Source organism: Colwellia sp. BRX8-5 (assembly GCF_014077325.1).
In the GTDB taxonomy this organism is placed as follows: domain Bacteria; phylum Pseudomonadota; class Gammaproteobacteria; order Enterobacterales; family Alteromonadaceae; genus Colwellia_A.
Genome location: NZ_JACGVR010000018.1, coordinates 60703 through 86648, shown reverse-complemented (window position 1 = coordinate 86648; position 25946 = coordinate 60703). Strand labels below are relative to the sequence as shown.

Below are 25946 nucleotides of genomic sequence, written 5' to 3'. Positions count from 1 at the left end.
ATTCGCGCTAAAAAACCGGGGCCCACTATTTTTTTGAGTGCGGCGGTACATGGCGACGAATTAAATGGTATTGAAATTATTCGACGCTTGATCCACGAAAAGAAACTTAAAATAACGCGAGGCACAGTTATTGCTGTTCCTATGGTTAACGTTTATGGCGTGGTTAATCAAAGTCGCTATATGCCTGACCGTCGTGATCTAAATCGCTGTTTTCCCGGCTCTGCGAAAGGCTCTTTAGCAGGGCGTGTCGCGCATATATTTCTCAATGAAATCGTTAAACATTGTGATTACGGTATCGATTTACATACCGGGGCAATTCATCGCTCAAACCTGCCACAAATTAGGGCGGATATGTCTGATCCCGATACCAAAGCCTTGGCGGAAGTGTTTGGCGTACCGGTTGTGTTAAATTCTACTTTAGTTGACGGATCGTTAAGAGAATCAGCCGTTAAAAACGAAACGAAAATACTATTATATGAAGCGGGTGAAGCGCTGCGTTTTGATGAGTTTTCAATTCGAGCGGGCATGAAAGGTATCTTAAATGTTTTACAATATTTAGGTATGACCAGAAAAGTTGTCCGCTCTAAGAAGAAAAAACTTGTGCCTTTTATTGCTAATGGTAGTCAATGGGTGCGCGCTAACGCTAGTGGTATTGTTCATAATATTGTAAATTTGGGCGATCAGATCACTAAAGGTCAAGTGTTAGCCGAAATTGGTAGCCCATATGGTGCAATATTTGATTCGGTTAAAGCAACACGCTCAGGCATTTTAATCGGTAAGCAAAATATACCGCTAGTACAAGATGGAGAAGCTATGTTTCATGTCGCTTATTTCAGTGAAGACGATGAAGAAATCGCTGAACACATTGAAAACGTACAAGAGCAGCTTTTACCTGAAAATGATGACAGTTAGGAAACCGTATGAAAAAAGCAAATAAAGTTGTTATTGGGCGTTTAGAGTCAATAGCTTTGCCAGACTTAGCTATTGATGACTTACAAGTGCGGGTTGATACCGGCGCAAAAACGTCGTCGTTACACGTTGATAATATTACAAAAGTTATTAAAGATGGCAAGCCTTCGGTGATTTTTGATATTCATCCTGATGCGCATAATGTTGATACTATTGTTAAATGTAGTGCGCCAATTAGTGATATCAGAAAAATAAAGTCTTCTAATGGCACCGTAGAGCAACGTTACGTTATTGAAACATTAATCGTACTTGGCGAAGAAAAGTGGTCAATTGAAATAACCTTAACCGATCGCTCTGATATGAGTTATTTAATGCTGTTAGGAAGAGAAGCTTTAGGCAAACGTTTTCTTGTTGATCCATCAAAAGTTTTTTTAGGATCAAAAATAGAAAGTGAGCTAGGTTAAGCCTTATCTATACGTTTTTTATATAAAAAGCGATTCCTTGTCTGCGGTAAACACCACAAAAGATGAATCGCTGTCCGACAATCAACGTTAAAAGTAGCGCGTTATCTGCCGTCAAATAACCTAAAAATATGCAGAACATATTACCGCTACTTTGTTGTCACTAAAAGTTCCTTATTGCTCCCTGTCTGCCAAGACCTTACATTCTAAAGTGCATATTGAGAGCGGCTGCTGAATTATTGTTGCCACTCTTTTTAACTAATATAGCTCACGCTTTAACGAGCTCGTTATAAAAATATCTATTGATTAGTGACTATGTACTTAATTGAAAACACGTATTATAGTTATTAAAAATAATTAGAATAGACTTCATTGACTTGTAATAATTTGGCGCATTCATTTAGAATAAGCTTTATAAGCAGTGGTTGTAGCCGCTAAATAATTAAATTAACTTGGTACTACTTTTGAATATTCCTGACTTACCTAATAATCATGCATTAGCGGTATTACTCATTACCGTATTTGCCTTATATCTCTTTCGTCGAGACGATATCCCTTTAGAAACCTCTTCTTTGGCTGTTATCGCTATATTGTGTTTGGCGTTTGCATTCTTCCCTTTTTATATAGATGGCACACATTTCGAACCTAGCTCATTATTTTTTGGCTTTGGTCATGAAGCCTTAGTGACGGTTTGTTCGTTAATGATCATTGGTCACGGTATTGTTCGTACAGGGGCATTGGAGCCCATTGGTCGATACTTGGCTAAATTATGGAAAATAAGTCCAACATTATCTTTGTTACTAACACTTGTTTTAGCTGGAGGTTTAAGTGCTTTTATTAATAACACCCCAGTTGTGGTGCTGTTACTGCCTATCTTGATCAGTGTATCACTGCGTACTAAAACAGATTCTTCGCCAATGCTACTGCCGATGGGATTAGCAACCTTAGTTGGGGGAATGGCGACAACGATAGGTACATCGACCAATTTATTAGTGGTTAGTATTGCAAAAAATATGGGGGCGGTTGAGTTTGGGCTCTTTGACTTTATACAACCAGCACTCATTGCTTCTGTTGTTGCCGTACTCTACTTATGGCTAATTGCGCCTAAACTTCTCCCAAGCAGAACACCATCAATGCCTGATACTTCGCCACGTCTGTTTAGCGCTTATCTTAATATAAATGAAGAAAGTGTGGCTAACGAGAAAACAATTACCGAGATAATTGCTTTGACTGATGGCCAGCTAAAAATTGAGAGTATTCAGCGTGGCGCCAACTATCGAAATATAATGCCTTTGCCCGATACCGTGCTTATCGTTGGTGACCGCCTAAAAGTTCATGACTATCCAGACCGTTTAAAAGAATATGAGTCAGTATTAGGAGCCACTTTATTCTCAGGACTGCATAAAGTTGATGACGAACACCCTCTAAAAGCCGAGAAACAAACGTTGGCAGAGATTGTTATTATTGCTGGCTCGGGGGTTGAAGGGCACACTTTACAACAAGTCAATTTTATACAAAAACACAGCATATCAGTGATCGCTTTGCATCGAGCAGGTAAAGCGATGGAAATTGGTCGCAGCAGTATCGGCAATACCCGCCTGAAAATTGGCGATGTCTTACTGGTACAAGGAGAGCAAGAGCAAATTGATTTATTAAAAGCTAAACAAGGACTACTCATTATTGATGGCGCGGAGTCATTACCTCAAACAAGTAAAGCACCCATTGCCTTAGGTACCTTGTTAGCCGTAGTTGTATCGTCAGCCTTGGGTATTTTACCTATAGAAATTAGTGCGGTTTGTGGTGTACTCGTCTTGTTATTAACAAAATGTTTAAATTGGCAAGAAGCTTCATCAGCGCTTAGTACGCAAGTTATTTTAATTGTCGCAGCGTCTTTAGCGTTAGGCTCTGCAATGATGACAACCGGTGGCGCTGAGTACATAGCCCAAGTGTTTGTCGCATTATCATTTGGTTTACCACCAGGAGGTGTCTTATCGGCCCTAATGCTGTTACTCGCGATATTAACTAATATTGTTTCTAACAATGCTGCTGCTGTTATTGGTACGCCTATTGCCATTTCTGTTGCTAGCCAACTCAACCTACCAGCAGAACCTTTTATATTGGCAGTACTCTTTGGTGCTAACTTAAGTTATGCAACCCCTATGGCTTACAAAACTAACCTTTTGGTAATGAACGCCGGTGGTTATCGTTTTTCTGATTTTATGCGTGTTGGTATTCCCTTGATTATTCTAATGTGGGTAACGCTATCCTTACTGTTAAATTGGTTATATCTGTAAGATAAACAAAGCAGTCTTTTGTTTTAGGCTGCGCTAATCTTCGTTAATACACTAAAGATGAAAGGTGCATTGGTAAGCAAAAAGCCTAATTAATAATGAGGATTTTTTGTAACGTTGAACTAGGGTGATGTTTGTTGTGGGGCTTATAAATAAAGCACAACTCAGCTGTTGTGCTTATTGTGTAGCTACAAAGATTAAGGCCCATTACAAGACGATGTCTGTTGCTCTTTTATTTATTAATACTTTTTAAAGCTTTATTCTCAAACCATAGTTTCATAAAGTCAGACGTTAATTTCTGTTCTATTTCCATCGCACTTTCAGTGGGGCAAAAAATAGTAAAAAACACCTGAGTGTCACCCAGCTCAGAGGTAGCTACTTGAATGTGCGGTTTTGGACCTGCAATCTTTATATCTAAGCGGTTTTCAATAAGATGATTATAACGAACTGCCACATCTTTAAAGTCATGACAATATAAGTCTGCTTTCTCATACAAGGTATCGATAAAGTCAAAGGGATTAGCACTGTCATCACGTACTATAGTGAAATGATGTACCGCATAACGCTTGAGGAAATTAAGGTTTTTAATTACCGAAGTAATTAACTGACTATTAGGCAAATATAACGTTTTGCCGGTATATTCATAATCATCTTTATTGACCTCTAGTAAAGTAAGTTTAGCCCAATCGGTAGAATGCACCTCACCAACATAGTTACCTACTTGTATCCAGTCACCAATACGAAAGGGTCGACTCGATAATATATAGATAAAGCCAATAAAACACTGAATAAACTCGCGAGTCGCTAATACAATTGCCACAACAAAAGCGGCAATAGAAAAGGCAAACTTTTGGATTTCTTCGGACCATAGATTAAAAAGTAAAATAATGATCAATATGGTGAAAATATTATTCACCATATTAATTTTTAATCTTTTGGTTTGTTTCGATTTTAGTTTTATAACTTTTATGATTAAATTTTTAATCAAAAATGAAGTCATCAACAGTAAAAAAGTAACAATAAATTTATATTCAAACAATAACTCGGTAAAACTGTTTAAATTGAATATTTTGTCTAACCATTCCATTATAAATATTTAACCTGTTTATTTTATATTAGGAAGCATGCCTTTAAGTAGCAAACCAAAAATGTCTGCGCCAGTAATAATACGTTTGGTTTCTCCCCAAATAAGCAATACATCGTGTTCTATCACACCATCAAAGTTTTTGTCAGTAGATGTATTCACTTTCATTTTTAGTATAGCTTCATTTAATGGTGTCGTTTCATCCGTTATCACAACAGGACGATGACAATAATTGTAAGGGTCAAAATCGCCTGGTTGATATAACGCAGCTCGTGAATAACCGTCTGCATCAAGCACGAGTAATGGGTAGCCAGCTTCATTGGTCAGTATTACCCAACTATGGTTAGTTTCATTTACCAGCATTAAAAATGGGTCATCTGGACCTTGTGTCGTTACCGGAATAATAGGTAAGTCTAACTTTGTTGGTAGGGCAATAATTGATTTAGGATCAATTATCTCACCTTCTTCAGTGACCTGTATCTCATCTAAAGCAAAAAAGTTTAACGCACCGATACCTTCAACATGATTAAGATCGGCTTCTTCTGCGGAAATGTGCTGGCGAATAATACTTCTAAGTTCACTTTCTTCAAGGTAAGTAATCCCTTCTTTGCCGAGCCAAGCATCTAAAATAAGTGCAGTTGGTTTGGCTACGGGGTAAAAAAGGAACTGATAAAAACGAATAATAGGGGCGAGCATGCTGCCCATTTTTAAGGCATTTCTTGAGAAATAAGCTTGCGGGGTAATTTCACCAATAATCGTAATGGCAATAGTTGAAAACAGAAAAGCACTGATGCCAGTAAGCACTGAATCAGAGAGCATTGTTAACAACACATTAATTCCAACATTACCCCATAATATTGTTGTTAATAAAAAATTTGAGTCGTCTCTCAGACGTAAAATAGTTTGTGCTGCTTTATTACCCTTTTTAGCTTCAACTTCTAAATGCAGGCGACTTATAGAAAAAAATGCGAGATTTAATCCTGAGAAAATGGCTGATTGAGTGATACAAAAGGCGATTGCACACCAAGTAATAATGTCAGTTGACATGTAATAATCCTAATAGGAATGTTAATAGCTTTAATTGGGTGAATTATTAACTTTACTTGCTGAGATAACAACTAATTATTTGACCTTTACTCTAAAATATTGCTTATAATGGGAAAGTTTATAACGTTTACTATCAGTTATTATTTGTAATGCTGACACCCGCATTATTTTGTAATTATACCTAAGGATTTATCATGATTAAATGTATGTTAATTTCACCCTCTGCGCCTGTTAAAATTGGTGGCGAAGAATTAGTCAGTGAATGGCAACAAGATGAAAGTACCGTGCTATGGATTGATCTTGATAAAGTCGAAAAATCTCAAGAAAAAGAAATATTCACTCAATTTGGCTGTCACCCTTTGGCTATTTTAGATGCTCAAAGAGAAAGACACCCTCCGAAAGTTGAGCTGTTCAATGATTTCATCTTTCTGCTTTACCGTGGCTTTGTTGCCAAAGAAAATAATTTAACCTTTGAACATGTACAAATCAGTATGTTTATCGGTCAACGGGTGTTAATTACCGGTCATCCTGAAAGCTCGATAGCGATAAATGCCTTATTTACTGCCAGCAGTGAAAAGTATTTAGCGAGAAGCCCAGTACACTTAGCATTGAAAATATTTCACAGTAGTTGTGGTAATTACCTACAGCAATTATTTGACTTTGAACAAAACTTAGAAAAAATTGAAGATCAATTTCAAATCAGTGGTAACGATAAAATGATGCGAGAAATCACCTCACATCGTTCGAGGTTGGTTAAAATTAGAAGAACTTTTAATTACCATGTAACTGTTGGAAATACCCTTAACAGTTATCTTGAAGATGATGAAACATCACTCATTACGGAACAAGAAATACATGCAGTAAATGACTTAAGAGAGCGACTTGATCGATTATTGAGCCTCTCTCAAATGTATTATGATATTTGTGGAGATTTAATTAACGGTTATATGTCGGTTACTTCACATCAGCTAAACGCAACAATGAGAGTGTTAACGGTTATCACCGCTTTGTTCGTACCTTTGACTTTCCTCGCAGGAATATATGGGATGAATTTTGAATACATACCCGAGCTTAAATTTGAACACGGTTACTTTACTTTACTTGGGGTGATGTCGGTTATCTCTGTTGGTCTTATTGTTTGGTTTAAGAAAAAACGCTGGTTGTAATAACCACTAATTTAATTAAAAAAAGAAGACAGATATTGAGCGATTCAAAAACACTTTATGAAGCAAAAGTCATTAACATCAGAAAAAGACAACCGATAATGGCTTGGTTACTTTCTTTAACCCTGATTAGTATGGGCTATTATTTGTCAAAAACTCAGTTTTTAGGGCTAGAGTGGCTTTCTAGAAGTGGTTGTTTAATTGTTATCATTGGTGTTTGGTCAAGTATTGGCGCCATTATTGCTGAACGTGTTCTCATCAGTAAACTCAATATTCAACATCGCTTGGTATTGTCACGAGCCAAAATGAAACTCAGAAAAATCAATGTGCCAACAGAGTACATCGACAAAGAAATTGCAACGATTGAAGATGATTTTGACGATAAAATTGATGTTGTTAAAGATAATGTTAGATACCAGCTCGGTATTTTAGAAGTTTCATTGTTGATAACAGGCACCTTTATCTGGGGATTTGGCGATTTATTATTTCAAGTGAATTTTTAATGAGTAAACTATGAGTAACAACATCTGGTGGGGCGAGTTTACCTTTGATGAAAGTCATGAAACAAAATGTTGGAGCGTTGGTCAACGCGCGATACTCATAAAGCGCAAGGCAACTGAATGGAACATTTGGAATATTGAAAATCAAGAAGAAGACCAAGACATTGTGGTTTCTGCTGGCGAAAACTTTGCACTAGAAAGCGATGCTGATATCGGTCGTTTTTTAGAGAAAGCTAGCTCTGATAAAATAAAAGTATTTCCAAAATTAGCCGATCGTTCGGTTATTGCACGCCCTTCATCACCGCTAACTATTTTAGCGGGTGAAAAAGTTCAGCTGTTTATTAGTACACCTATTTGGTTTTATGCTGAAACATTTCCAAGTGCTAAATGCTTAGTTGATTTACCCTTTTGGCGTCCGTCAGATTCATGGTTTGGTAGCTCAACCATCGACGGACAATTGTGCTATGCAAAATATACCTCTGCAAAAACTAAACTTGAAGAGCTTGATTTACATCCCCACCGAGCAACAACGTCAATTACGGTGATTAATAGCCATAACAAAGAACTTATCATCAACAGGATTAATGTTCCTGTTAATTACTTACATTTATATAGTGATGATAAAAACCAACTGTGGACATCTGGCATAACCATTGAAAGAAATAATGAATCAGCCGATATTGAATTAATTATAGAAAGAAGTGTTTCAGTTGAATTTCAACCCCTTACCGCGATAAGTAGTCCGCGAGAAACCTCTGAGCACGGTAAAATAATTCGCAGAATCAGTAACTTATTTGGGTAAACTTTAGTTAGGTAAATATTATATGGAAGTCATTAATGAGTTTTTTAATATGCTCAAAGCATCTCATTTATACACCTTAACACAGGCACTTATTTTATTTGTGGTCGGTTACTTTATTGCTAAAGCGCTCAGTAGCGCGATGGAAAGAATTGTTAGCAAGAAAATGACGACACACGGAGTGTTTTTGTTAAAAAGAACGGTGTTTTATACCTTACTGGGCTTATTTGTCTTGTCGGCTTTAAAGCATATTGGTATCGACTTAACGATATTACTTGGCGCAGCGGGAATTTTTACTGTCGCGATTGGCTTTGCTTCACAAACTTCAGCATCAAATTTAATCAGTGGCATATTTTTGATGATAGAAAGACCTTTCTCAATCGGTGATGTGATTAAAGTCAATGACATCTTAGGGGAAGTTATTTCAATTGATTTATTGTCTGTTAAATTAAGAACCTTTGATAATTTATTTGTTCGAATACCCAATGAAAGCATGATAAAAAGTGCGGTCACCACCATGACAAAGTATCCCATTAGAAGAGCAGACTTAAAACTAGGAATTGCTTATAAAGAAGATATTGAAAAAGTGCGTGATTTATTATTAAAAATTGCCGAAAAAAATGTTATTTGTTTGGAAGAGCCAGCACCTTTGTTTATTTTGACCGGGTTTGGTTCATCGTCAGTTGATATTCAATTTTCAGTGTGGTCAAGAAGAGAGAATTTTCTTGCGCTTAAAAATGAAATGTATCAGAACATTAAGAAAACATTTGATGAGCAGGGCATTGAGATCCCATTCCCGCATATCAGCCTTTATGCCGGGAGTGCAAGTAAACCTTTTAAAGTTGCTATGAATGAGAACCCGAGAAGTACGGCAGATGTTGTATCCAAAGAAGAGTAGTGACTGAATCAACGTTGAGCATTAACCTTGCTGGTTAATGCTCATTATTTATTTTACTGTTTAATAAGCAATAAATCACATGGCGGCTCATATAAAAAATTTGAGGTAGTACTTCCCACCCAAAACTTATCCAGCATGTTTCTATTAACTAGACCGATAAATAAAATATCGATATGGTTTTTGTTAATATATGACTTTAAGGCCTCTTCAGGTAAACCTTCAAGTAATTGATATTGATCCCTCTTAATGCGGAACTGATCAGCGAACTCTTTTAAACCGTCTTGGTGCATCGACAGTACTTTGTTTTTGTATTGGTATAAAACTGATGAAATGTAACAACAGTGGATAAGTTTCCATTTTACTGAAAGCGAATCTTCCCAGCTTTTTAAATGCTGAACAATATGTTCATCAATTTTTGCTGGCCGATCATTTTCGTGTAATGGGTCAACAGCGCCAATGGCATTGATGTTTTCTTTCCATACCTTGTCAGTTAATAATAATACGGGTGCGTTTATTTCAGTGAGAGTTTGAAAAATGGGATGTCTTTGTTTAGGTGGTGTGTCTTCTAAAATTAGCAGGCCATTATTTGTTTTTGCTAATTCAGTATTGATTGTTTTTATGTGATCTGCAGACTCTGAAACGATAATTTCAGCTTTAATTGCACTCATTTCTAATGCTTTAAGCAAGGTTTGTTTTTTCTTGTTAATCACCACTAAATCTTCATTAGCCGTTGGTGAGTCGCCAACCATGGCATGCCAATACCACCGTTGGGTAGATTTTACTTTAGCATCGATGATTATTTTAACGCGCATTTTATGAGTGTTGGCGAGGTGAATAACTTTATCTAAAGTAATGCTTTTATAAAAATAACGTCCATCTATAAACCAAATTAATTGCTCAGTTATCATTCTATTCCCTCATTTTGGATGTTAGTTCCCGGGTGGGATTGACCTAATTTTGTTAAAACGGTCTGGCGACTTTGCTGAAGAAGTCAATATTGTGTAAATTTATCGTAAGGTTGAAAGTATAGATAGTTATTTCTACCTTAAAACTTTTCTATCAGCAAAACCACATAAACTGTTATGCTATGCTTTTATTTAATTACTGCAAATTTCACGGATAATCTAGCATAATGTATAGTCGTTTTTTTTTGTTCATCTTGTTTTTTTTAATCTCACCATTTGCAACATCGAACACACTTATCGTTCAACTTTCAGATAACTTATCCAGTGCAGCAAAACAAAATATTTATGCTTATCTAGGCAATTTGCCAGAGAATGACACCGAACGAACAGCATTTGTTTTTACAGCGAAAAAACAAGCCTTAAATGCGCTCAAGGCACTGGGTTATTACCGTGCTGAGGTAACAAGTTCAATTGACAAGAATTTAGATAAAAATATCTGGACGCTTGGTCTTGTCGTGATACTCAATCAGCCAACAAGAATAAAACACGTGCGTATTAACCTAAGTGGCGACGCTTTAGGGGATAGTGCTTTTTCAGATATTATCAAAGAGGTGCCTATTGCCAGCGGAGATATATTACATCATGGCATTTATGAGCAATTTAAAACGGACTTGGTTTCCTTAGGTTTAGAACGAGGTTACTTTGATAGTAAGTTCATTAAAACTAATATCGCTATAAACAAAAATTTGGATACCGCAGAGATTATTGTTCACTTTGACAGTGGACCTCGTTATCGTTTTGGTGAGATAAAGTTTAATGATTTTGATATAAATACAGATATTTTGAAACCTTTGATTTCTTTTAAGCAAGGTGATTTTTATCAACAAACCTCACTGCAAAACTTACAAAATGAACTGGATGAAACTCAATACTTTAGCAATGTTGTTGTTCGCCCTGAAACAGAGAATAGCGCGAATAACATCTTACCAATAGATGTATCGCTGGAAAAAGCGAAACGCCATCAATTTAATTTAGGACTAGGCTACGCGACTGACACCAAAGAAAGGTTTTCTTTCGGCTGGAAAACACCGCTAGTCAACCGTTATGGGCATCGTCAAGAAACAAGGTTGTCCTATTCAACCATTAATCCGACCGGGCATTTTATTTACAGTATTCCTTTGTCACACCCCAACAATGATGTGTTGCAATTACAAACTGAACTAGAAAAAAATGACTATGGAGACTTAACCAGTCGATTTTTTTCTTTTCAAGTAGGACGCGTTTATCTAAAAGATGATATTTTACGCCAACCTTATTTAAGACACTTAGATGAAGAGTGGGAGACTGATAATGTTTACGATGATGCCAGTTATTTTATTCCCGGGTTTACTTGGTCTGATATTGATCGTGATGGCCCTTTACTCGATCCAACTAAGGGATTTAGACAATACTATAATTTAGAAGGAAGCTATGAAGGTTTATCTTCAGAAACCTCATTTTTACGTTTTAATGCGCGTTGGAAATATATTTCTCTGTTTGCTCCTAAGCACCGTATTGTCGCAAGAGTAGAGCTTGGCTATGTTATTGTCGACAAAGACTTTGAAGAGGAACTGTCTCCTTCATTACGGTTTTATGCTGGTGGTGACCAAAGTATTCGAGGATTCGACTATCAATCAATTGGCCCTAAAGTGACTCTTTCAGAAGGTATTAACCAAGGGAAGGAAATCGTTATTGGTGGCACTAATATGGTCGTTGCTAGTTTGGAGTACCAGTACTACTTTTCAAATACATGGCGCGGCGCACTGTTTATTGATGCTGGAAGTGTTAATGATAATGACAAACTTGAACCGGTATACTCTATTGGTCCCGGTCTTCATTATATTTCTCCCATTGGGCCGATCAGGTTTGCTTTAGGGTATTCATTAAGCGAAGAAAACCCATTATGGCGTCTTCATTTTAGTATTGGTGCTGAACTATGACTTATAAACGTGCCAGCTTCACACTTATCGGCGTGTTAACCGGCTTACTGTGTTTCTTTGCCATACTACTTTCAACGCCTTGGGGAGCTCAGTTATCACTTTATTTTGTCGGTAAGGTTTCCTCGCTGCAAGTTGAATACAAAAGTGGTGCCCTTTTAGATGACTTAGCGTTACGTAAACTAAAAATTGAAAACGATAATGCGCTAATTAATGCCAGTAACATTCGTTTAAAATTGCATTTGCGCTGCCTATGGAAAAACCAGATTTGTATTGATGAACTCAGTATAGGTGCACTACAAGTCAACATAAAAGAAGCAAAGCCAGCGGAATCATCTGAGCAACTTGTCGAACAAACGATTAACTCAACCAATTTCACCTTACCCTTTAGCGTTAAATTAAAGAAGTTTTCTTTAGCTCGCGCCCAAATAACAACTCAGGGGCTAGCGATAAACTTAACCGAGTTTTCTAGTGCTTTATCGGTCAATAAGAATGTTGTGAGTAATATCGCTATTAATATAGATAATGCTCGGTTGCTTAAAGCACATATTAATTTATCTGCGGCGAAGACCTCATCAACCCCGCAACCCGTTACCCCTTGGCCACTGGCATCACTGCCTAAGATGTATTTACCAGTTAAGTTAGCGCTAAAGTCGTTGGTGGTAAAAACGCTAATCGTTAATGAATTAGACAATACGGGCAGTGAGAAAACGCTAATTAATACCACGAATAATGTGGCACGTTTATCATGGTTCAAAACGCAATTATCTATTGAAGAATTGTCATCAAAAGTAGCGGCAGTAGGAGAGTTTTCATTAAAAGGAAAAGTTGACTTTGTACCCCCTTATCTTGTTGATTTAGCCTTGAGTAGTTCCATTGATAACTTTGAGTTATTACCACAACTCAGTCATTCTGAACAAAAGGTTTCATTAAAAGGTGATTTAGCTGATTTAGTAACAACGATTAGCAACGTGGGTGAATTAACACTAACCGCTAAAATGTCAGTGGATGTTACTAACGCAAACTTACCTTATAAATTGAAAGCTGATGTTAGCCAGTTTATTTTACCTGATGATATCGCTAATGTTATTACTCCATCAACACTGTTATTAAACAGCGAAGGCGACCTTAACCGACATGTTATTGATTTAAAAAGTAACATTAGTGGCTTTGGTTACCAAGATGCCGCATTGGAACTACAGGCAACTTACAGTGAACAAACCTTTAAAATAAAGACCTTATATTTTGAAGAGTTCAAAGAAAATAGCCGCTTGGATATAACCGGAGAGTTACAGTTAGGCAATCGATTCTTATGGGATGTTAAGGTGAATTCTTCGGGCATTAGCTTACCTAATATTGATAAACGTTTATCGGGTCGACTGCAGGGAAATATTTACAGTAAAGGATTTTGGCAAGATAATGAATGGGCGTTTACGCTTGCTGACTCTAAGGTCAAAGGCGAAATTAATAAAATAGCTTTTAACGCAAACGGTAATGTTGATATTAACCATAAAGGTCAATTAGCGCTAAGTAATATTAAGCTCAATTATGGTGATATAGCGCTTAACATAAAAGGCCATAGCGATACCCATTGGCATGTCGATGGTACGGTTAATGTTGGAGATAGCAGTTTATGGTTAAAGGATATTGAAAGTGGAATAGCGGCCAATATTTCAATATCTGGTCCAATTGAGCAGCCAGAACTCAATCTACAAGGTGAATTAAAAAAGTTGTTAGTGGCTAATCTTGCCAGTGATGCCATTAAGGTCGAGGTCAAATATCGACCGCTGGATAATCATCAACATCAGGTAGCGTTTAGCAGTGCGCTTATCAATTGGAACGATCACACCATCAATGGTGTTAATTTGTCGAGTAGTGGTGATTTAAATCAACAAAAAGTAAAGCTAGCATGGCTTGGCGATTCAGCGATTGACTTGTTAATTAATAGTGACTATTCACCTGTGGGAGAGCAGTGGCGAGTACAAACTGATCAGGTAATTTTTTCGATAGGTGACGATGTTTTTAAATCAAGTCAGCCACTTAATATACTTTATAATAATAGCCTTAAAACGCTTGCTGTTAATAAACATTGCTGGCTTGGTGACGGCGCTCAGCTCTGTCTAAAAGACGATGCCACCTTAAAAGTAGCTCAAGACGAGTTAACGTTAGCCGTTCAATTAGACACAGACCTTTTAACGCCCTTTATTCCTAAAGATATAACTGTGCAGAGCACATTAGCGGGGAATGTTGCTGTGGGTTGGCAACAAAACAAAATGCCAACCGTTAATGCTAAATTACTTATTAGTGATGGCGATATAAAGACAACTAAAGAAGGCGAATTACATCAATTACTTGAGTGGCAAAAGGGTGAGTTAACGTTAAAAGTTGATAATAGCAGTGTTGCAGGCAAACTTGCTTTTTTTGCTCAAGACAGTGCTGAAATAGTCAACCTTAGCAGTACGATTGTCTTTGCCGATAGTCGCACTATAAATAGCCAGCTTAATATTAATGAATTCAACCTTTCACCCTTGCAAGTTTTTTTGCCAGAGTTAACCTCATTGGAAGGCCTATTAAATAGCCGTTTAACTGTGAATGGTGATTTAGATAAGCCAATAATAACAGGTGACATTACGTTAACTAAAGGTAAAGCTAAAATTTTAGGAAATATTAATACCTTAACTGATATTAATATGGCTTTAAAATTTAAAGGTCAACAAGCCGTTATTTCTGGTGGGGTAAATATTAATAATGCCTTAGCTAATCTTAAAGGAGACGTTGACTGGCAAGATGAATTGCAAGGTAATTTTGATTTTGATGGGGAATCATTAAAGTTATCAGTTCCCCCGGATCTTAGCATAACCGTTTCTCCTCACCTTAACGCCCAAATCAAAGCATCAGAGCTGAAAATATCGGGCCGTATAGAAGTGCTCGAAGGTAAATTACTGGTTAATAAATTGCCGCAAGGAAGTGTTAGTTTAAGCAAGGATGTCATTATGGTTAATGATGCAGGCGAACAAGTTGCTAATGAAAAACCATTTAAATTATTTACCAATGTTCGTGTGGTTATTGCCGATGCATTTAAAGTTGAAGGGCAAGGGTTTATAGGTCGTCTAGGCGGCGAATTACAAGTGAGTCAGCAGGCAAATCAACCCTTGCAGCTCTTTGGCAGCTTAAAGATCCCCGAGGGTCGCTATCGCGCTTATGGGCAAGATTTGTCGTTAACTAAAGGTATTATTTCTTTTAATGGCACAGCGAATAACCCCTATGTCTCAATGCAAGCGACACGTAGCATTGAAAAAGAAAACATTATTGTCGGTATTGATGCAACTGGATTAGCCAACAGTTTGAATATCAAGCTGTTTTCAAAGCCAACCATGCAACAATCTGAAACTTTATCGTATCTGGTGAGAGGGCGCGGTTTAGATGCAGAAACCAGCGATAGTAATACGGCTATAGGTGTGGCTTTAGGTTCAGCGTTAACAAACTTTTCTGGTGTGCTCACTCAAATAGAAAAATTACCTTTGATCAATAGAATCGAAATAGACGGAGACAATGAGCAAGCCTCCATCGCTGGCTATTTAGGTGAGCAGGTTTATATTAAATACGGGGTTGGTATTCTGAAGCCTATCAATGAATTAACCGTGAGGTTTTATTTATTAAACAGACTATGGGTTGAAACAGTTTCTGGGCTAGAAAGCTCTGCCGATATTTATTACTCATTCGACATAAAATAAGCCGGTGACCAGTAACCTTTATTTCCTAACACACTCGATAAGTTAATAAACGCTAAGCTGCGTTAATCAGCAACTGTTGGATCTAAACTAGGAAATAGCAGCACTTTATTACGGCCTTTGTCTTTAGCTGAGTAAAGTGCAATGTCGGCTTGTTTGTATAGTTCGTCGTAATTAGCGTTGTTCATATTACCAAACGTAACACCGATGCTTGCTGTGACTTTAGACTGAAAGGGGAGGGCCATTTTTTCAATACTACTTCTGACTCTTTCTGCAAATAAGCAGGCAGACACTTCATTACTATTCATTAATAAAATAACAAACTCTTCTCCACCAATACGTGCAAATAAATCATCTTTTCGACACAGTCTTTTAATTTTATCAGCAATCGCCACCAAGACTTCGTCACCAGCATCATGACCAAAGTTGTCGTTAATATCTTTAAAATAATCAACATCAAGCAGCAAAAAGGCCATTTGTATATCTCGCCCTCTAAAGGTATCAATTTGATGCTCTAAAAAACGACGGTTACCAATGCTTGTTAAATGGTCGGTTTCAGAAGCTTTTTTTAATGTTTTGTTTGTGGCTTCCAAACGAGAGATCACCTGTTTTCTTAGCATTAATACTAGGAATAGCACTAAACTAATCAGTGAAATAACAATAACAGCAAATAGGTACATTGAAGCGTGGCGAGACTCTCGTTCGCTGATCAGTAATTCATCTTGTAGTTTTATGTAATCTCGTTCCAAGAGTAGTTGACTCTCCAATTTTTGTAATAGACCCTTTTGTGTCAACGGTTGAACTTGATTTCTTCTGTTTATGTACTCTGTTTGAATAATAGCCGCTGCTTTAAAATTTTCTTGGCTTAATTCTAATTTGGCTAAATTTTCATAAAGCGCCATTTCACTTTCCACCGATATTTTATTTTTTACCTCAACAATGCCTTTATGATATAAATCGATGGCGGCTTTTATTTGGTTTGTTTGGATATAAATATCAGCGAGGCCTAAGTATGCTGATGCGACAGCAGGTGGATAAATACTACCTTTCTCATCGTTAATAACAAACTTATAAAGAGATTCAGCCGCCGTAAATTTTTTTAAATATTTATAAACATCAGCTAAGTTGGCTGATGCTTCACTAAAGCTAAAGTCATTGATGTAATCTTTATTTCTTAGCACTTCTTCAAGTAATTCTTGTGCTTTAAGGGGGTTACCGGATCTTAAGTAGGAGACACTTAATCCAACAGAAGCATTCATCTGCATTGCAATATCATTGAGTTCAGTGTTGATTACGATTGACTTTTTAAAATATTTAACAGCATTAGTATAATCATTTTGAGAATTAAGTACATTCCCTAAGTTATTATAAACCATCGCTAAATCTTCTTTTTGATCGCTTAATTTAGCAAACTTCAATGCTTCTATATAATATTTTACTGCATTTTTGTGATCGATAATGAGCTCGTGAAATACCCCCATTGCTCTATTAGAGACTGAGATTAAATGCACGTTCTCACTCTTATTGGCACTATTTATCGCTTGAGTGAGATGTTTGAAAGCTTCAAGGTTTAAACCTTGGTACATCTGTGATTGTCCAAGCAAGCGTAATAGTTTAGCTTTATTGAAATCACTATCTTCAATACTAGTAAGGGCTAGGGCTTGTGTTGCATAAGCGCTTGTTTCTTTTGGATCGGTATAAAGGTAATAGCTTGCCAGCTCAATTAATGGCGCTAAGCGTGCTTTATCATCTAGAGGAAGTGCTGTTAATGTTGCTTTTAATGAATCAACATTTACCTCGTTTGCTAAACTTGGTGAGGTGATAATCAGTGACAGTATCAATGCTATTAACCATTTTATCACTTTAACTCCTAGCGCTGATGTTGTCCTTAGGTTACTTTCTCATATTTTAATCAATAGATAAAACAAAAAAAAGCTAAATAACGGCCGGAAACTCATTATTCATTATTAACTCAAACTCTTCTTTATAAAAAAGCACTCAGTAACGACCTTAGTGTTAATTACTGCGGGCCATTTGATTTGCAACAAAGGCGGTTAAGTTAACCAGCATGATGCTTAACCTATTTGCTTTAATTCTTTCCTATATTGATGATTGCTTTGAACGTAATGTGCTGCGCCTGCTGCAATCATCTCTTGGGTTTTTTCGTCGAGTTGTTTAATTACTTTTGCGGGTGAGCCTAAGACTAAACTCCCATCAGGAATGACCATGTTTTCTGTCACTAATGCATTAGCACCAATTAAGCAGTTTTTACCAATTTTAGCGCCATTTAATACCACCGCATTGATACCAATTAAGCTCCCTTCACCTATCGTACAACCATGAAGCATTACTTTATGACCAATAGTTACATTTTCAGCAATATTAATGGGGAAGCCTTTATCAACATGCAGAATAGAGCCATCTTGAATATTAGAATTTTTCGCTATCTTCACTTGTGCTAAATCGGCTCTGATCACAACATTAAACCAAATACTGACATTTTCGCTTAAGTCTACATTTCCTATTACAGTGGCGTTTGGTGCTATAAAACAGCTTTTTGAAATACGAGGAGAAAGTTCACCTAATTGATAGATCATATCTTGATACCTTAATATTAATGTATTGATTTAATATAACTAATTAGAGATTAACAATCATTAACTTTGTCGCCTAATAATCTGTGGATTGTTGTTGGTATCTCATTAATTAACTAACTCAAGGGGATATATTCCACACTTTCTTTTTAGTCTTAGGCAAAGGCGAAGGATAGGTTTCGTTTAAGTATTTAACAATATTCTGTCTGCCCATGCCTTTATCAACAACTAAAGGGATAACTTCTTTAGTTGTTGATAAAGTAAATAGGGTGGGGCTTAGCACTGTCGTATGAGCAATACGATCCACAAGTATCTTAAAAAATGGCGATTTTTTAGGTAGGAAATGCCCAAACGTAATTATATTGTGTAAGCTCGTCAGATTATTAACGTTTTTATTTAATGGACACTAGGATTTTTATTGTTAGCCATGCCATTCATAGTGTAGTAGATGTCGTTAATCGCAATTAGCTTTTATCACCAATGTTAAAGGGATAACTTGAAGCTAAGGTTTTTATTTACATTACTTTTTGAGGTTTAGCATATGAAGTTTTCATTAGCGTGCTTTTGGGTTGTTGCGTTAGCAGTTTGTGTTAAAGCAAATTCAGTAGAGCGCAGTGAATATACAATGGCCAGTGACGGTCCTTTGCCTATATCTCAGCAGGGTTTAACACTTGACCATGCCGATTTATACTTTCGTATTTTTCCTAAACAAAAAACTATTTCAGGCAAAGGCGTTTTAACCCTTAACAGTCAGCGTGCAATGGGGCAGGTAGGCATAAATCTCGATAATTTTTTTACTATAGAACAAGTGCTGGTAAACGATGTGTTGATAGACAAAGCACAATACAGCAACCTTGAAGGGCTTCTGGTGATAAATCTTACAACCCCGCTAAAGGGTCAGTTTATCGTCGAAGTACAATATTCTGGTACGCCGCGCGAAGCGGTAAGAGCCCCTTGGGATGGAGGCTTTGTGTGGTCTAAAACATCGACAGGGAAAGACTGGATAGCTACGGCTGTGCAAGGTGAGGGTTGTGATTTGTTTTGGCCTTGTATCGACAACCCTGTTGGTGAGCCTAAAACAACCACAATGCATATTACTGTGCCTAAAGATTTGGTTGCTGCCGCTAACGGAAAGTTAATTTCGGTAACAGAAAATGATACGACTAAAACGTATCATTGGCATAGTTTATCGCAACTAAACACTTATGGTGTCGCCATTAATATTGCACCGTATGAGGTCATTAAAACCACATTTGATAGCCAGTACGGCAATAGTATCCCTGTTGAGTTTTACCATTTACCCGAAAACAAAATGAAAGCGCAGCGTTTGACACAAGAGCTTATTGATATAACAACATTCTTTGAGAGAAAGATCGGGCCATATCCTTTTGCTCAAGACAAAATTGGGATAGCAGAAACCCCACATTTAGGGATGGAGCATCAAACCATTAATGCCTATGGTAACAAGTACCAAGCCGACAAATATGGGTTTGATTGGTTGCTTTTCCATGAGTTTGCCCATGAATGGTTTGCTAATCAACTAACCAATAAAAATGCCGATGCTATGTGGCTACATGAAGGTTTTGGTGCCTATATGCATCCGCTATATGAACAGTATCTCCATGGCGAAGTTGCTTATATGGCTCACATGTACGACATGCGTTTGAAAATACGAAATAAAGCTCCTATTGTGAGTAAAACATTGCAAACCGTAGAAGGGGTTTATCAAGAGGAAAAAGGTGGGCCAGGTGCCGATATATACGCTAAAGCGCCTTGGGTACTACATACATTACGTAACCTTATTGGTGATGAGGCTTTCTTTAGTGCAACAACTGAGCTTGTATATGGTGTTGCTGAGCCAAAACCAGGGCTGTTCAAGCCAGTACTGGCTGATACAGATGATTTTCTTAGTATTGTCAATCGTTTAACAGGTCAAAATTATCGCTGGTTTTTTGATGTGTATTTTTATCAGGCTCAATTACCTAAAGTGATTGAAAAAAGAACTGAAAATAGTCTGACGTTGCAATGGAAAATACCACATGATTTATTTTTTCCATTACCGTTGGAAGTATCAGTTAATGGTAAGATCACGACATTAACCATGAATACACCACAAACGATTAAAGTGTCCGCCAATGATTTAGTGATTATTGATCCTATGAGTAAAGTATTAATAGAAAAGCCTCATATTGCGAAATATCAAGATTTTTTGAAAACAAAAGAAAAGTAGCTTTTAGACTCGCACATACCCCACTAATAAAGTGCAAGGAAGCACTGCTATTAATTTAGCCATTCTTTTTTTCTTAACGCCATCATAAAATGAGCGGACTCTGAAATGGTTAAAGTTGCCAATTAGTGTTGTTAAAAATTAGGCCAATAAGATTAGGTCGATAAATTTAAATATTGTTAAATGAGAATGGAATTAGGTTGCATATTTGTTAAATACTTAAAGATGATGGAAGCGCTTTTAGAAAGAGAGAAAAGTATAGTTTCTCTTATTCAGTTTGTTCGGAGTTTATAGCCAGGTAGCATCAAATCCATTACCATCGAACAAAACATTCCTGTATAATCCTTGCCATTAAGCAACTGCCTAAGCAAACACACTAAAGTTAGCTATAAAGACAGTTAAACCAACATTTATGACGCTGCTCTTCATTAGTAAAAGCACCAGTTACACAATAAGAGTAAGTTGAGACACTATATGACCGTAGAACAATTCGATCCACAAGCAACTAAAAAAAGCAGTAATTCAGCCGAGAGCCAGACAACCACATTAGACATTCCGTCTAAGATGATTGAAGAGCAAAAGAATAGTCAACAGCCCTCTAAAGCGGCTAAAATCGGATTTGTTTCATTGGGCTGCCCAAAAAATCTTGTTGATAGCGAGCGCATCCTTACTCAGCTTCGCACTGAAGGTTACGATGTAACCAATAGCTACGATGATGCAGAATTAGTGATTGTAAATACCTGTGGTTTCATTGATTCAGCTGTTCAAGAGTCTTTAGATACAATTGGTGAAGCACTTGCTGCCAACGGTAAAGTATTGGTTACTGGCTGTTTAGGCGTAAAAAAAGACGAAATCATCGAATTACATCCCAATGTTTTAGGTGTTACGGGACCTCATGCTTACGATGAAGTGTTAACACAAGTACACAAACATGTAGCCAAGCCTGTTCATAACCCTTTTATTGATTTAGTGCCGCCACAAGGCGTTAAACTTACCCCTAAGCATTACGCGTATTTAAAAATATCAGAAGGGTGTAACCACCGTTGTACGTTCTGTATTATTCCTTCAATGCGTGGCGACTTAGACTCTCGTCCTATTGGCGATGTGTTAGGTGAAGCCAAACGTTTAGTTGATGCCGGCGTTAAAGAATTGTTAGTTATATCTCAAGATACTTCGGCTTACGGCGTTGATGTTAAGCACAAAACTGATTTTTGGGATGGCATGCCGGTTAAGACTCATATGCAGCAGTTATGTGAAGAATTAGCCAAGCGAGGCGTTTGGATACGTCTCCATTATGTTTACCCGTATCCACATGTTGATAAAATTATCCCATTAATGGCAGAAGGTAAAATACTGCCGTACTTAGATATTCCATTTCAGCATGCTAATAAACGTATCTTAAAATTAATGAAACGTCCTGGTAGCTCTGACCGTGTATTAGAGCGTATAGCTAAATGGCGTGAAATTTGCCCTGAATTAGTTATTCGTTCAACCTTTATTGTTGGCTTCCCGGGTGAAACAGAAGAAGAATTTGAAGAGTTATTAGAATTCTTAGAAGAAGCGCAATTAGACCGCGTCGGTTGTTTTAAATACTCACCTGTTGAAGGTGCTACGGCTAATGCTTTACCTGATCATAATTCAGACGAAGTTATGGAAGATCGTTTACAACGTTTTATGGCAGTACAAGCGAGAATAAGCGCGGAAAAACTACAAGCACGTATTGGCCAAGAATATTTAATTCTTGTTGATGAAGTAAGTGCCCTTGGTATTGTTGGGCGTTCTTATATGGATGCGCCAGAAGTTGATGGCAAAGTTTATTTGTCTGATGATTATGACGCTAAGCCAGGCGACCTAATGTGGGTACAAATTATTCATGCCGACGAGCATGATGTTTGGGGTGTTAGAGTTGACGACGAAGCTGAAGATTAATTTTCTTCACAAAGCTTCTATTTTGCTTTAGTAAGCTTGATTTAATTTAACATTAGTTATGTTTTATCGCATATAAAAAAGCCCAACTTTAATTAAGCAGGGCTTTTTTGTATTTGAAAAATTAAACGTTAACAGCGTCTTTCAATGCTTTACTTGCTTTAAATTTAGGTACTTTTTCCGTAGCAATTTGGATTTTACCACATGTTGAGGATTGCGACCCAATGATGATGGTTCAGGAGCGTAAGTTGTACGCAATTAACGCTCCTATTAATAGTGTATAAAGGGAACTATTACATAACAGATTCAGCTTTATCTAGAACCTTGTCATTGAACGTTTTAGCTCCCTTATACCCAAGAAACATTGATACTAACCATATGATAAAAGCTAAGGGGGAAGCAATAATGGTTATTGCAAATATAATAACAAGGATTAGGTTAACAACTCCCCACATTATGCTACCTGAATACATTTGAGCTGCTCCAGGAATAAAAAAACCTAAAGCTAATGCTACAATTGGATTTTTCATTTTGTTTTGTAATCTCGCTTGCTGAATTGTGTCACTCATTTGATCTTTCCTTATGAATTTTTAAATGGTTGCTATAAAATTTATTTTAATAATTTACGAGAGGCTATTCCGAATATGCCTAAAGCGAAAATAGCTAAAGTGGATGGCTCTGGAACAGATGTTACCGGTGAATTTTTTATTAATAACGTACTGTATGAAGATGAGGTGCTTATTGCTTTGCTATCGTAATTTGTATAATCCATAATAAATGCATCATCATTAACAGCCAGGTCATAATAACTACCTGTCATTCTGTGCATTTCAATACGGCTTAAGCCGTCTGTACCTGAGAATAGTCCAAATGAATATTGAAATTCATTGCTTAAACCCGAATTAAGTTCTCTGTTATATCCCATAATATCGGTGAAATGATATAAAACTGAACCACCAATACCCTCACCATCATTCACATATACGCTACCAGGCAGATGATTGTTTGCATTCTCATATCGTGCCCCGAGTCCTAAAAACGCATTCGCCATCATGCTGTATACATCATCTTTTGTAGCTAATCGCCATCCTTCATATTCATCACCCGAATCTAACTGTGAAGATACATATTCGTAGGTATCTTTATTATTAATACCAAAATCCATCCATTCTAAACCCGTGGTTTCATCAATAAAGCTACCGTTTGTGGTATCTGTAATCAATCCAGCAGATGCTGTAAATGAAAATGCTAAAAACCCAATAACAGCTAATATTTTCTTGAACATATATTTTCCCTTTATTTTATATAGCGTTTTGATGAGGTACCACCAAAGCCATTCCTGTAACTTTAAAATCAATTATTTATTATCGTTTTGGTTTGTATTAAAAAATGCAGCCATAACGCGTTAAATAGTTATTTTTAGAACTGGCTATAGGATATAGATAAGGTGAATTTGAGGTAGGTACGTGTTTTTTTATTAAAAATGCAATGTAATGAAACAAAAAACTAACTCAAATAATGTATTGAATATTATAGCTTTTTGCTTGATTATATATTGATAGGTTTATATGGAAATTACTCTAAATTATTTAAGTTGATACATGATGTACACTATTGATGAAGAAGCACCAATCACAGCGTTAATCGTTGAATGGAAAAAGGGCAGTAACGCTTCATTCAATGAACTGTTCAAACACTGTTATCAGCATTTTAAGCATGAAGTTAGAAAACAAAAGTTAAAACAAGACAACAAAGTTAAGCCAGTAGATTTTTGTATTCAAACAACAACATCAATCGTTCACGACGCTTACCTAAAATTATCTCCTCATAGAGAACAAGCAGTCTGTAATCGTAAAGATTTATATGTATTAATTACTCAAGTCGTTAAATCTATTCTTTACGATCAGTACCGAAAAGCCACTTCACAAAAAAGAAATCCAAGTAACAACCTCATTCCTGAACGTTTTGAGAGCGAATCTTCAGAATTGCTGGCAAAATTACTCTTGGCAGATAAGTCATTAAAGCAAGAGAAATCACGTTGTACTGAAGTTTTGAACTTAAACGTTTTTGCCGGATTACCAGCAGAAAAAATAGCAACTTTATTGAGTATCTCTGTTCGTACTGTTCATAATGATTTGAACTTTGCGAAAGCCTGGTATCTAGATGAATTGAGCGCTTAGGTTATTATGAACGATTTATATGAATTATTTCAAAAGCTTGCCATTATTGATAAACCTTTACAGTCAACCTGGTTTAGTCAACTCCAGAACGAATCCCCTAAGAAAGCAAAAAAGTTAGCACAATTATTAAAGCACCGTGGTGTATCAACTGACGTCCTGATTGAAAAAATATTTTCTCCTTTAACCACTGTAGACAAACCCGAACTGAGATTAGGGAGGACAATTGATAATAAATACAAAATCGTTGAACTACTAGGTCAAGGTGGTATGAGTGATGTGTATAAAGCAATTAGGTGTGATGGCTTAATTGAACATACTGTTGCGATTAAATATTTTTCGCTCGCTGACACCTTTGAAACAGCCTTACAAATGATAAAAAAAGAAGCACAAATATTGGCTCTACTTGACCATCACTATATCGCTAGCTTCATAGATATTGGCCATGACGATAATTGCGAACCCAATATCATGATGGAATATGTGCAAGGTCAAACGCTTCACTCTTTTTTAAAAACAAAACCAGATGAGACGGTTTTATCTAAGGTTTATGAAACATTAGATAATGCTAAGGCGTATGCAGAAAAACAGGGTGTTACCCATGGTGATATCAGTTTGAACAATGTATTGGTCGATAACAATGGTAATGCAAATATTATTGATTTTGATATAGCGAGTTATAAGGTGATTTATTAAATGAACACTTCCCCACTAATCCCTGATATTTCAGGTGTATTAAAATGGTTTTTAACATTACCAATGATAATTTGTTTAATCTTTCCTGTTCTCAAGAGTGAACATGAAACTTATTTTTTATTCGAGGCTCTTCGATTTAATCCTTGGTTATTAGTCATACTTTTTTGTATAGGCTGCATCACAATGACCTGTGGTCATTACAAAAAACAGAATTCATTTTATATTGTTTTTGCTATCGTAGAATTTATTGTAATAGTACAAGTGTTAAAATTATTAGTAGATATGTTGATTTTAGATATTGCTACGCATGGTGGTAATTATTGGATTGCAAGTAGAGTAGGATACAACAAAGGAGAGAGAATTTTTGCAAGCTTCTTTGGTGTAGGCCTCCCAAACAGACGAGAAGAGTTTTCTATAATCTTTGGTTTCTACATTATCACTCCATTAGCTATAGCCTATTGTTTGATAAGTATAGTTCAATTATATATGTGCTGGGCAGAACTTAAAAAACGCAAAGCTATATCGTAGCTGATAACCATTGGTAACGAATATTTAATGTTTT

At 36.6% G+C, this 25946-nt stretch carries 23 protein-coding genes; 14 read left to right on the top strand and 9 right to left on the bottom strand.

The features are described from left to right. From H4J62_RS12955 to H4J62_RS12945, 3 genes are all read left to right on the top strand, one after another. Positions 1 to 912, top strand: a 912-nt coding sequence (locus H4J62_RS12955) for a succinylglutamate desuccinylase/aspartoacylase family protein (protein ID WP_182216525.1), incomplete at its 5' end; no start/stop codon positions are given. 8 nt (positions 913 to 920) lie between these two features. Next, complete coding sequence (locus H4J62_RS12950; RefSeq protein ID WP_182216526.1) at positions 921 to 1373, top strand: RimK/LysX family protein; 453 nt, start codon at positions 921 to 923, stop codon at positions 1371 to 1373. 461 nt (positions 1374 to 1834) lie between these two features. Further along, a complete protein-coding gene (locus tag H4J62_RS12945; RefSeq protein ID WP_182216528.1) occupies positions 1835 to 3664 on the top strand; it encodes an SLC13 family permease in 1830 nt (609 codons plus the stop codon). Positions 3665 to 3893: 229 nt separating this feature from the next. Here the strand turns inward: H4J62_RS12945 and H4J62_RS12940 are convergent, their stop codons facing one another. Both H4J62_RS12940 and H4J62_RS12935 read right to left on the bottom strand, forming a co-directional pair. Then, on the bottom strand, positions 3894 to 4580 hold the full coding sequence (locus H4J62_RS12940) for a mechanosensitive ion channel family protein (RefSeq protein WP_404842429.1): 687 nt from the start codon (positions 4578 to 4580) through the stop codon (positions 3894 to 3896). Between the two features lie 186 nt (positions 4581 to 4766). Beyond that, positions 4767 to 5792 (bottom strand): DUF21 domain-containing protein, encoded by a 1026-nt coding sequence (locus tag H4J62_RS12935; protein ID WP_182216531.1) that lies wholly within the window; start codon positions 5790 to 5792, stop codon positions 4767 to 4769. A gap of 194 nt (positions 5793 to 5986) precedes the next feature. Between H4J62_RS12935 and H4J62_RS12930 the strand changes: the two genes are divergently transcribed. Genes H4J62_RS12930 through H4J62_RS12915 form a run of 4 tightly spaced genes read left to right on the top strand, consistent with a single transcriptional unit; the run spans position 5987 to position 9152 of the window. Next, the gene (locus H4J62_RS12930; protein WP_182216533.1) at positions 5987 to 6958 is read left to right on the top strand and encodes a magnesium transporter CorA family protein; all 972 of its coding nucleotides are present in this window, start codon (positions 5987 to 5989) and stop codon (positions 6956 to 6958) included. A gap of 35 nt (positions 6959 to 6993) precedes the next feature. Further along, a complete protein-coding gene (locus tag H4J62_RS12925) occupies positions 6994 to 7458 on the top strand; it encodes a hypothetical protein (RefSeq protein ID WP_182216534.1) in 465 nt (154 codons plus the stop codon). Positions 7459 to 7468: 10 nt separating this feature from the next. Next, positions 7469 to 8257, top strand: a complete 789-nt coding sequence (locus H4J62_RS12920; RefSeq protein WP_182216536.1) for a hypothetical protein — start codon at positions 7469 to 7471, stop codon at positions 8255 to 8257. Positions 8258 to 8279: 22 nt separating this feature from the next. Further along, entirely contained in the window at positions 8280 to 9152 is an 873-nt protein-coding gene (locus H4J62_RS12915) for a mechanosensitive ion channel family protein (RefSeq protein ID WP_070376395.1), read from the top strand. 53 nt (positions 9153 to 9205) lie between these two features. On the opposite strand, the gene H4J62_RS12910 is transcribed toward H4J62_RS12915, so the two are convergent. Then, positions 9206 to 10060, bottom strand: coding sequence for a universal stress protein (locus tag H4J62_RS12910; protein ID WP_182216537.1), 855 nt, complete (start codon positions 10058 to 10060; stop codon positions 9206 to 9208). A 224-nt stretch (positions 10061 to 10284) separates the two neighbouring features. Here H4J62_RS12910 and H4J62_RS12905 point away from each other — a divergent pair, with 224 nt between their 5' ends. Next, on the top strand, positions 10285 to 12036 hold the full coding sequence (locus tag H4J62_RS12905; RefSeq protein ID WP_182216539.1) for an autotransporter assembly complex family protein: 1752 nt from the start codon (positions 10285 to 10287) through the stop codon (positions 12034 to 12036). Beyond that, positions 12033 to 15767 (top strand): translocation/assembly module TamB domain-containing protein, encoded by a 3735-nt coding sequence (locus H4J62_RS12900; protein ID WP_182216541.1) that lies wholly within the window; start codon positions 12033 to 12035, stop codon positions 15765 to 15767. Before H4J62_RS12905 ends, H4J62_RS12900 begins: the two co-directional genes overlap by 4 nt. A gap of 62 nt (positions 15768 to 15829) precedes the next feature. Here the strand turns inward: H4J62_RS12900 and H4J62_RS12895 are convergent, their stop codons facing one another. From H4J62_RS12895 to H4J62_RS12885, 3 genes are all read right to left on the bottom strand, one after another. Further along, positions 15830 to 17626, bottom strand: a complete 1797-nt coding sequence (locus H4J62_RS12895; RefSeq protein WP_182216543.1) for a diguanylate cyclase domain-containing protein — start codon at positions 17624 to 17626, stop codon at positions 15830 to 15832. A gap of 213 nt (positions 17627 to 17839) precedes the next feature. Continuing rightward, on the bottom strand, positions 17840 to 18361 hold the full coding sequence (locus H4J62_RS12890) for a gamma carbonic anhydrase family protein (RefSeq protein ID WP_182216545.1): 522 nt from the start codon (positions 18359 to 18361) through the stop codon (positions 17840 to 17842). 118 nt (positions 18362 to 18479) lie between these two features. Continuing rightward, complete coding sequence (locus H4J62_RS12885) at positions 18480 to 18665, bottom strand: hypothetical protein (RefSeq protein WP_182216547.1); 186 nt, start codon at positions 18663 to 18665, stop codon at positions 18480 to 18482. 234 nt (positions 18666 to 18899) lie between these two features. Here H4J62_RS12885 and H4J62_RS12880 point away from each other — a divergent pair, with 234 nt between their 5' ends. Together H4J62_RS12880 and rimO are read left to right on the top strand one after the other, a co-directional pair. Further along, entirely contained in the window at positions 18900 to 20588 is a 1689-nt protein-coding gene (locus H4J62_RS12880; RefSeq protein WP_182216549.1) for a M1 family metallopeptidase, read from the top strand. Between the two features lie 471 nt (positions 20589 to 21059). Next, positions 21060 to 22514 (top strand): 30S ribosomal protein S12 methylthiotransferase RimO, encoded by a 1455-nt coding sequence (gene rimO, locus H4J62_RS12875; protein ID WP_070376401.1) that lies wholly within the window; start codon positions 21060 to 21062, stop codon positions 22512 to 22514. A gap of 121 nt (positions 22515 to 22635) precedes the next feature. Here rimO and H4J62_RS20770 read toward each other — a convergent pair whose 3' ends face one another. From H4J62_RS20770 to H4J62_RS12860, 3 genes are all read right to left on the bottom strand, one after another. Then, positions 22636 to 22737, bottom strand: a complete 102-nt coding sequence (locus H4J62_RS20770; RefSeq protein WP_404842527.1) for an HU family DNA-binding protein — start codon at positions 22735 to 22737, stop codon at positions 22636 to 22638. 67 nt (positions 22738 to 22804) lie between these two features. After that, complete coding sequence (locus H4J62_RS12865; RefSeq protein ID WP_182216550.1) at positions 22805 to 23080, bottom strand: hypothetical protein; 276 nt, start codon at positions 23078 to 23080, stop codon at positions 22805 to 22807. A 41-nt stretch (positions 23081 to 23121) separates the two neighbouring features. Beyond that, positions 23122 to 23796, bottom strand: a complete 675-nt coding sequence (locus H4J62_RS12860; RefSeq protein WP_182216552.1) for a PEP-CTERM sorting domain-containing protein — start codon at positions 23794 to 23796, stop codon at positions 23122 to 23124. Positions 23797 to 24112: 316 nt separating this feature from the next. On the opposite strand from H4J62_RS12860, the gene H4J62_RS12855 reads away from it, so the two are divergent. The 3 genes from H4J62_RS12855 to H4J62_RS12845 are packed head-to-tail and all read left to right on the top strand — an operon-like array spanning position 24113 to position 25912. Continuing rightward, on the top strand, positions 24113 to 24691 hold the full coding sequence (locus H4J62_RS12855) for an ECF-type sigma factor (RefSeq protein ID WP_182216554.1): 579 nt from the start codon (positions 24113 to 24115) through the stop codon (positions 24689 to 24691). A 6-nt stretch (positions 24692 to 24697) separates the two neighbouring features. Continuing rightward, the gene (locus H4J62_RS12850) at positions 24698 to 25384 is read left to right on the top strand and encodes a protein kinase domain-containing protein (protein WP_182216556.1); all 687 of its coding nucleotides are present in this window, start codon (positions 24698 to 24700) and stop codon (positions 25382 to 25384) included. Then, the gene (locus H4J62_RS12845; protein WP_182216557.1) at positions 25385 to 25912 is read left to right on the top strand and encodes a hypothetical protein; all 528 of its coding nucleotides are present in this window, start codon (positions 25385 to 25387) and stop codon (positions 25910 to 25912) included. Positions 25913 to 25946 lie beyond the last annotated feature (34 nt).

Excerpts from the sequence above, each read along its gene's own strand:
- H4J62_RS12950 (WP_182216526.1), top strand. The coding sequence starts at position 921 with ATGAAAAAAGCAAATAAAGTTGTTATTGGGCGTTTAGAGTCAATAGCT.
- H4J62_RS12940 (WP_404842429.1), bottom strand. The coding sequence starts at position 4,580 with ATGGTGAATAATATTTTCACCATATTGATCATTATTTTACTTTTTAAT.
- H4J62_RS12935 (WP_182216531.1), bottom strand. The coding sequence starts at position 5,792 with ATGTCAACTGACATTATTACTTGGTGTGCAATCGCCTTTTGTATCACT.
- H4J62_RS12930 (WP_182216533.1), top strand. The coding sequence starts at position 5,987 with ATGATTAAATGTATGTTAATTTCACCCTCTGCGCCTGTTAAAATTGGT.
- H4J62_RS12920 (WP_182216536.1), top strand. The coding sequence starts at position 7,469 with ATGAGTAACAACATCTGGTGGGGCGAGTTTACCTTTGATGAAAGTCAT.
- H4J62_RS12915 (WP_070376395.1), top strand. The coding sequence starts at position 8,280 with ATGGAAGTCATTAATGAGTTTTTTAATATGCTCAAAGCATCTCATTTA.
- H4J62_RS12910 (WP_182216537.1), bottom strand. The coding sequence starts at position 10,060 with ATGATAACTGAGCAATTAATTTGGTTTATAGATGGACGTTATTTTTAT.
- H4J62_RS12905 (WP_182216539.1), top strand. The coding sequence starts at position 10,285 with ATGTATAGTCGTTTTTTTTTGTTCATCTTGTTTTTTTTAATCTCACCA.
- H4J62_RS12900 (WP_182216541.1), top strand. The coding sequence starts at position 12,033 with ATGACTTATAAACGTGCCAGCTTCACACTTATCGGCGTGTTAACCGGC.
- H4J62_RS12890 (WP_182216545.1), bottom strand. The coding sequence starts at position 18,361 with ATGATCTATCAATTAGGTGAACTTTCTCCTCGTATTTCAAAAAGCTGT.
- H4J62_RS12880 (WP_182216549.1), top strand. The coding sequence starts at position 18,900 with ATGAAGTTTTCATTAGCGTGCTTTTGGGTTGTTGCGTTAGCAGTTTGT.
- rimO (WP_070376401.1), top strand. The coding sequence starts at position 21,060 with ATGACCGTAGAACAATTCGATCCACAAGCAACTAAAAAAAGCAGTAAT.
- H4J62_RS12865 (WP_182216550.1), bottom strand. The coding sequence starts at position 23,080 with ATGAGTGACACAATTCAGCAAGCGAGATTACAAAACAAAATGAAAAAT.
- H4J62_RS12860 (WP_182216552.1), bottom strand. The coding sequence starts at position 23,796 with ATGTTCAAGAAAATATTAGCTGTTATTGGGTTTTTAGCATTTTCATTT.
- H4J62_RS12855 (WP_182216554.1), top strand. The coding sequence starts at position 24,113 with ATGATGTACACTATTGATGAAGAAGCACCAATCACAGCGTTAATCGTT.
- H4J62_RS12850 (WP_182216556.1), top strand. The coding sequence starts at position 24,698 with ATGAACGATTTATATGAATTATTTCAAAAGCTTGCCATTATTGATAAA.
- H4J62_RS12845 (WP_182216557.1), top strand. The coding sequence starts at position 25,385 with ATGAACACTTCCCCACTAATCCCTGATATTTCAGGTGTATTAAAATGG.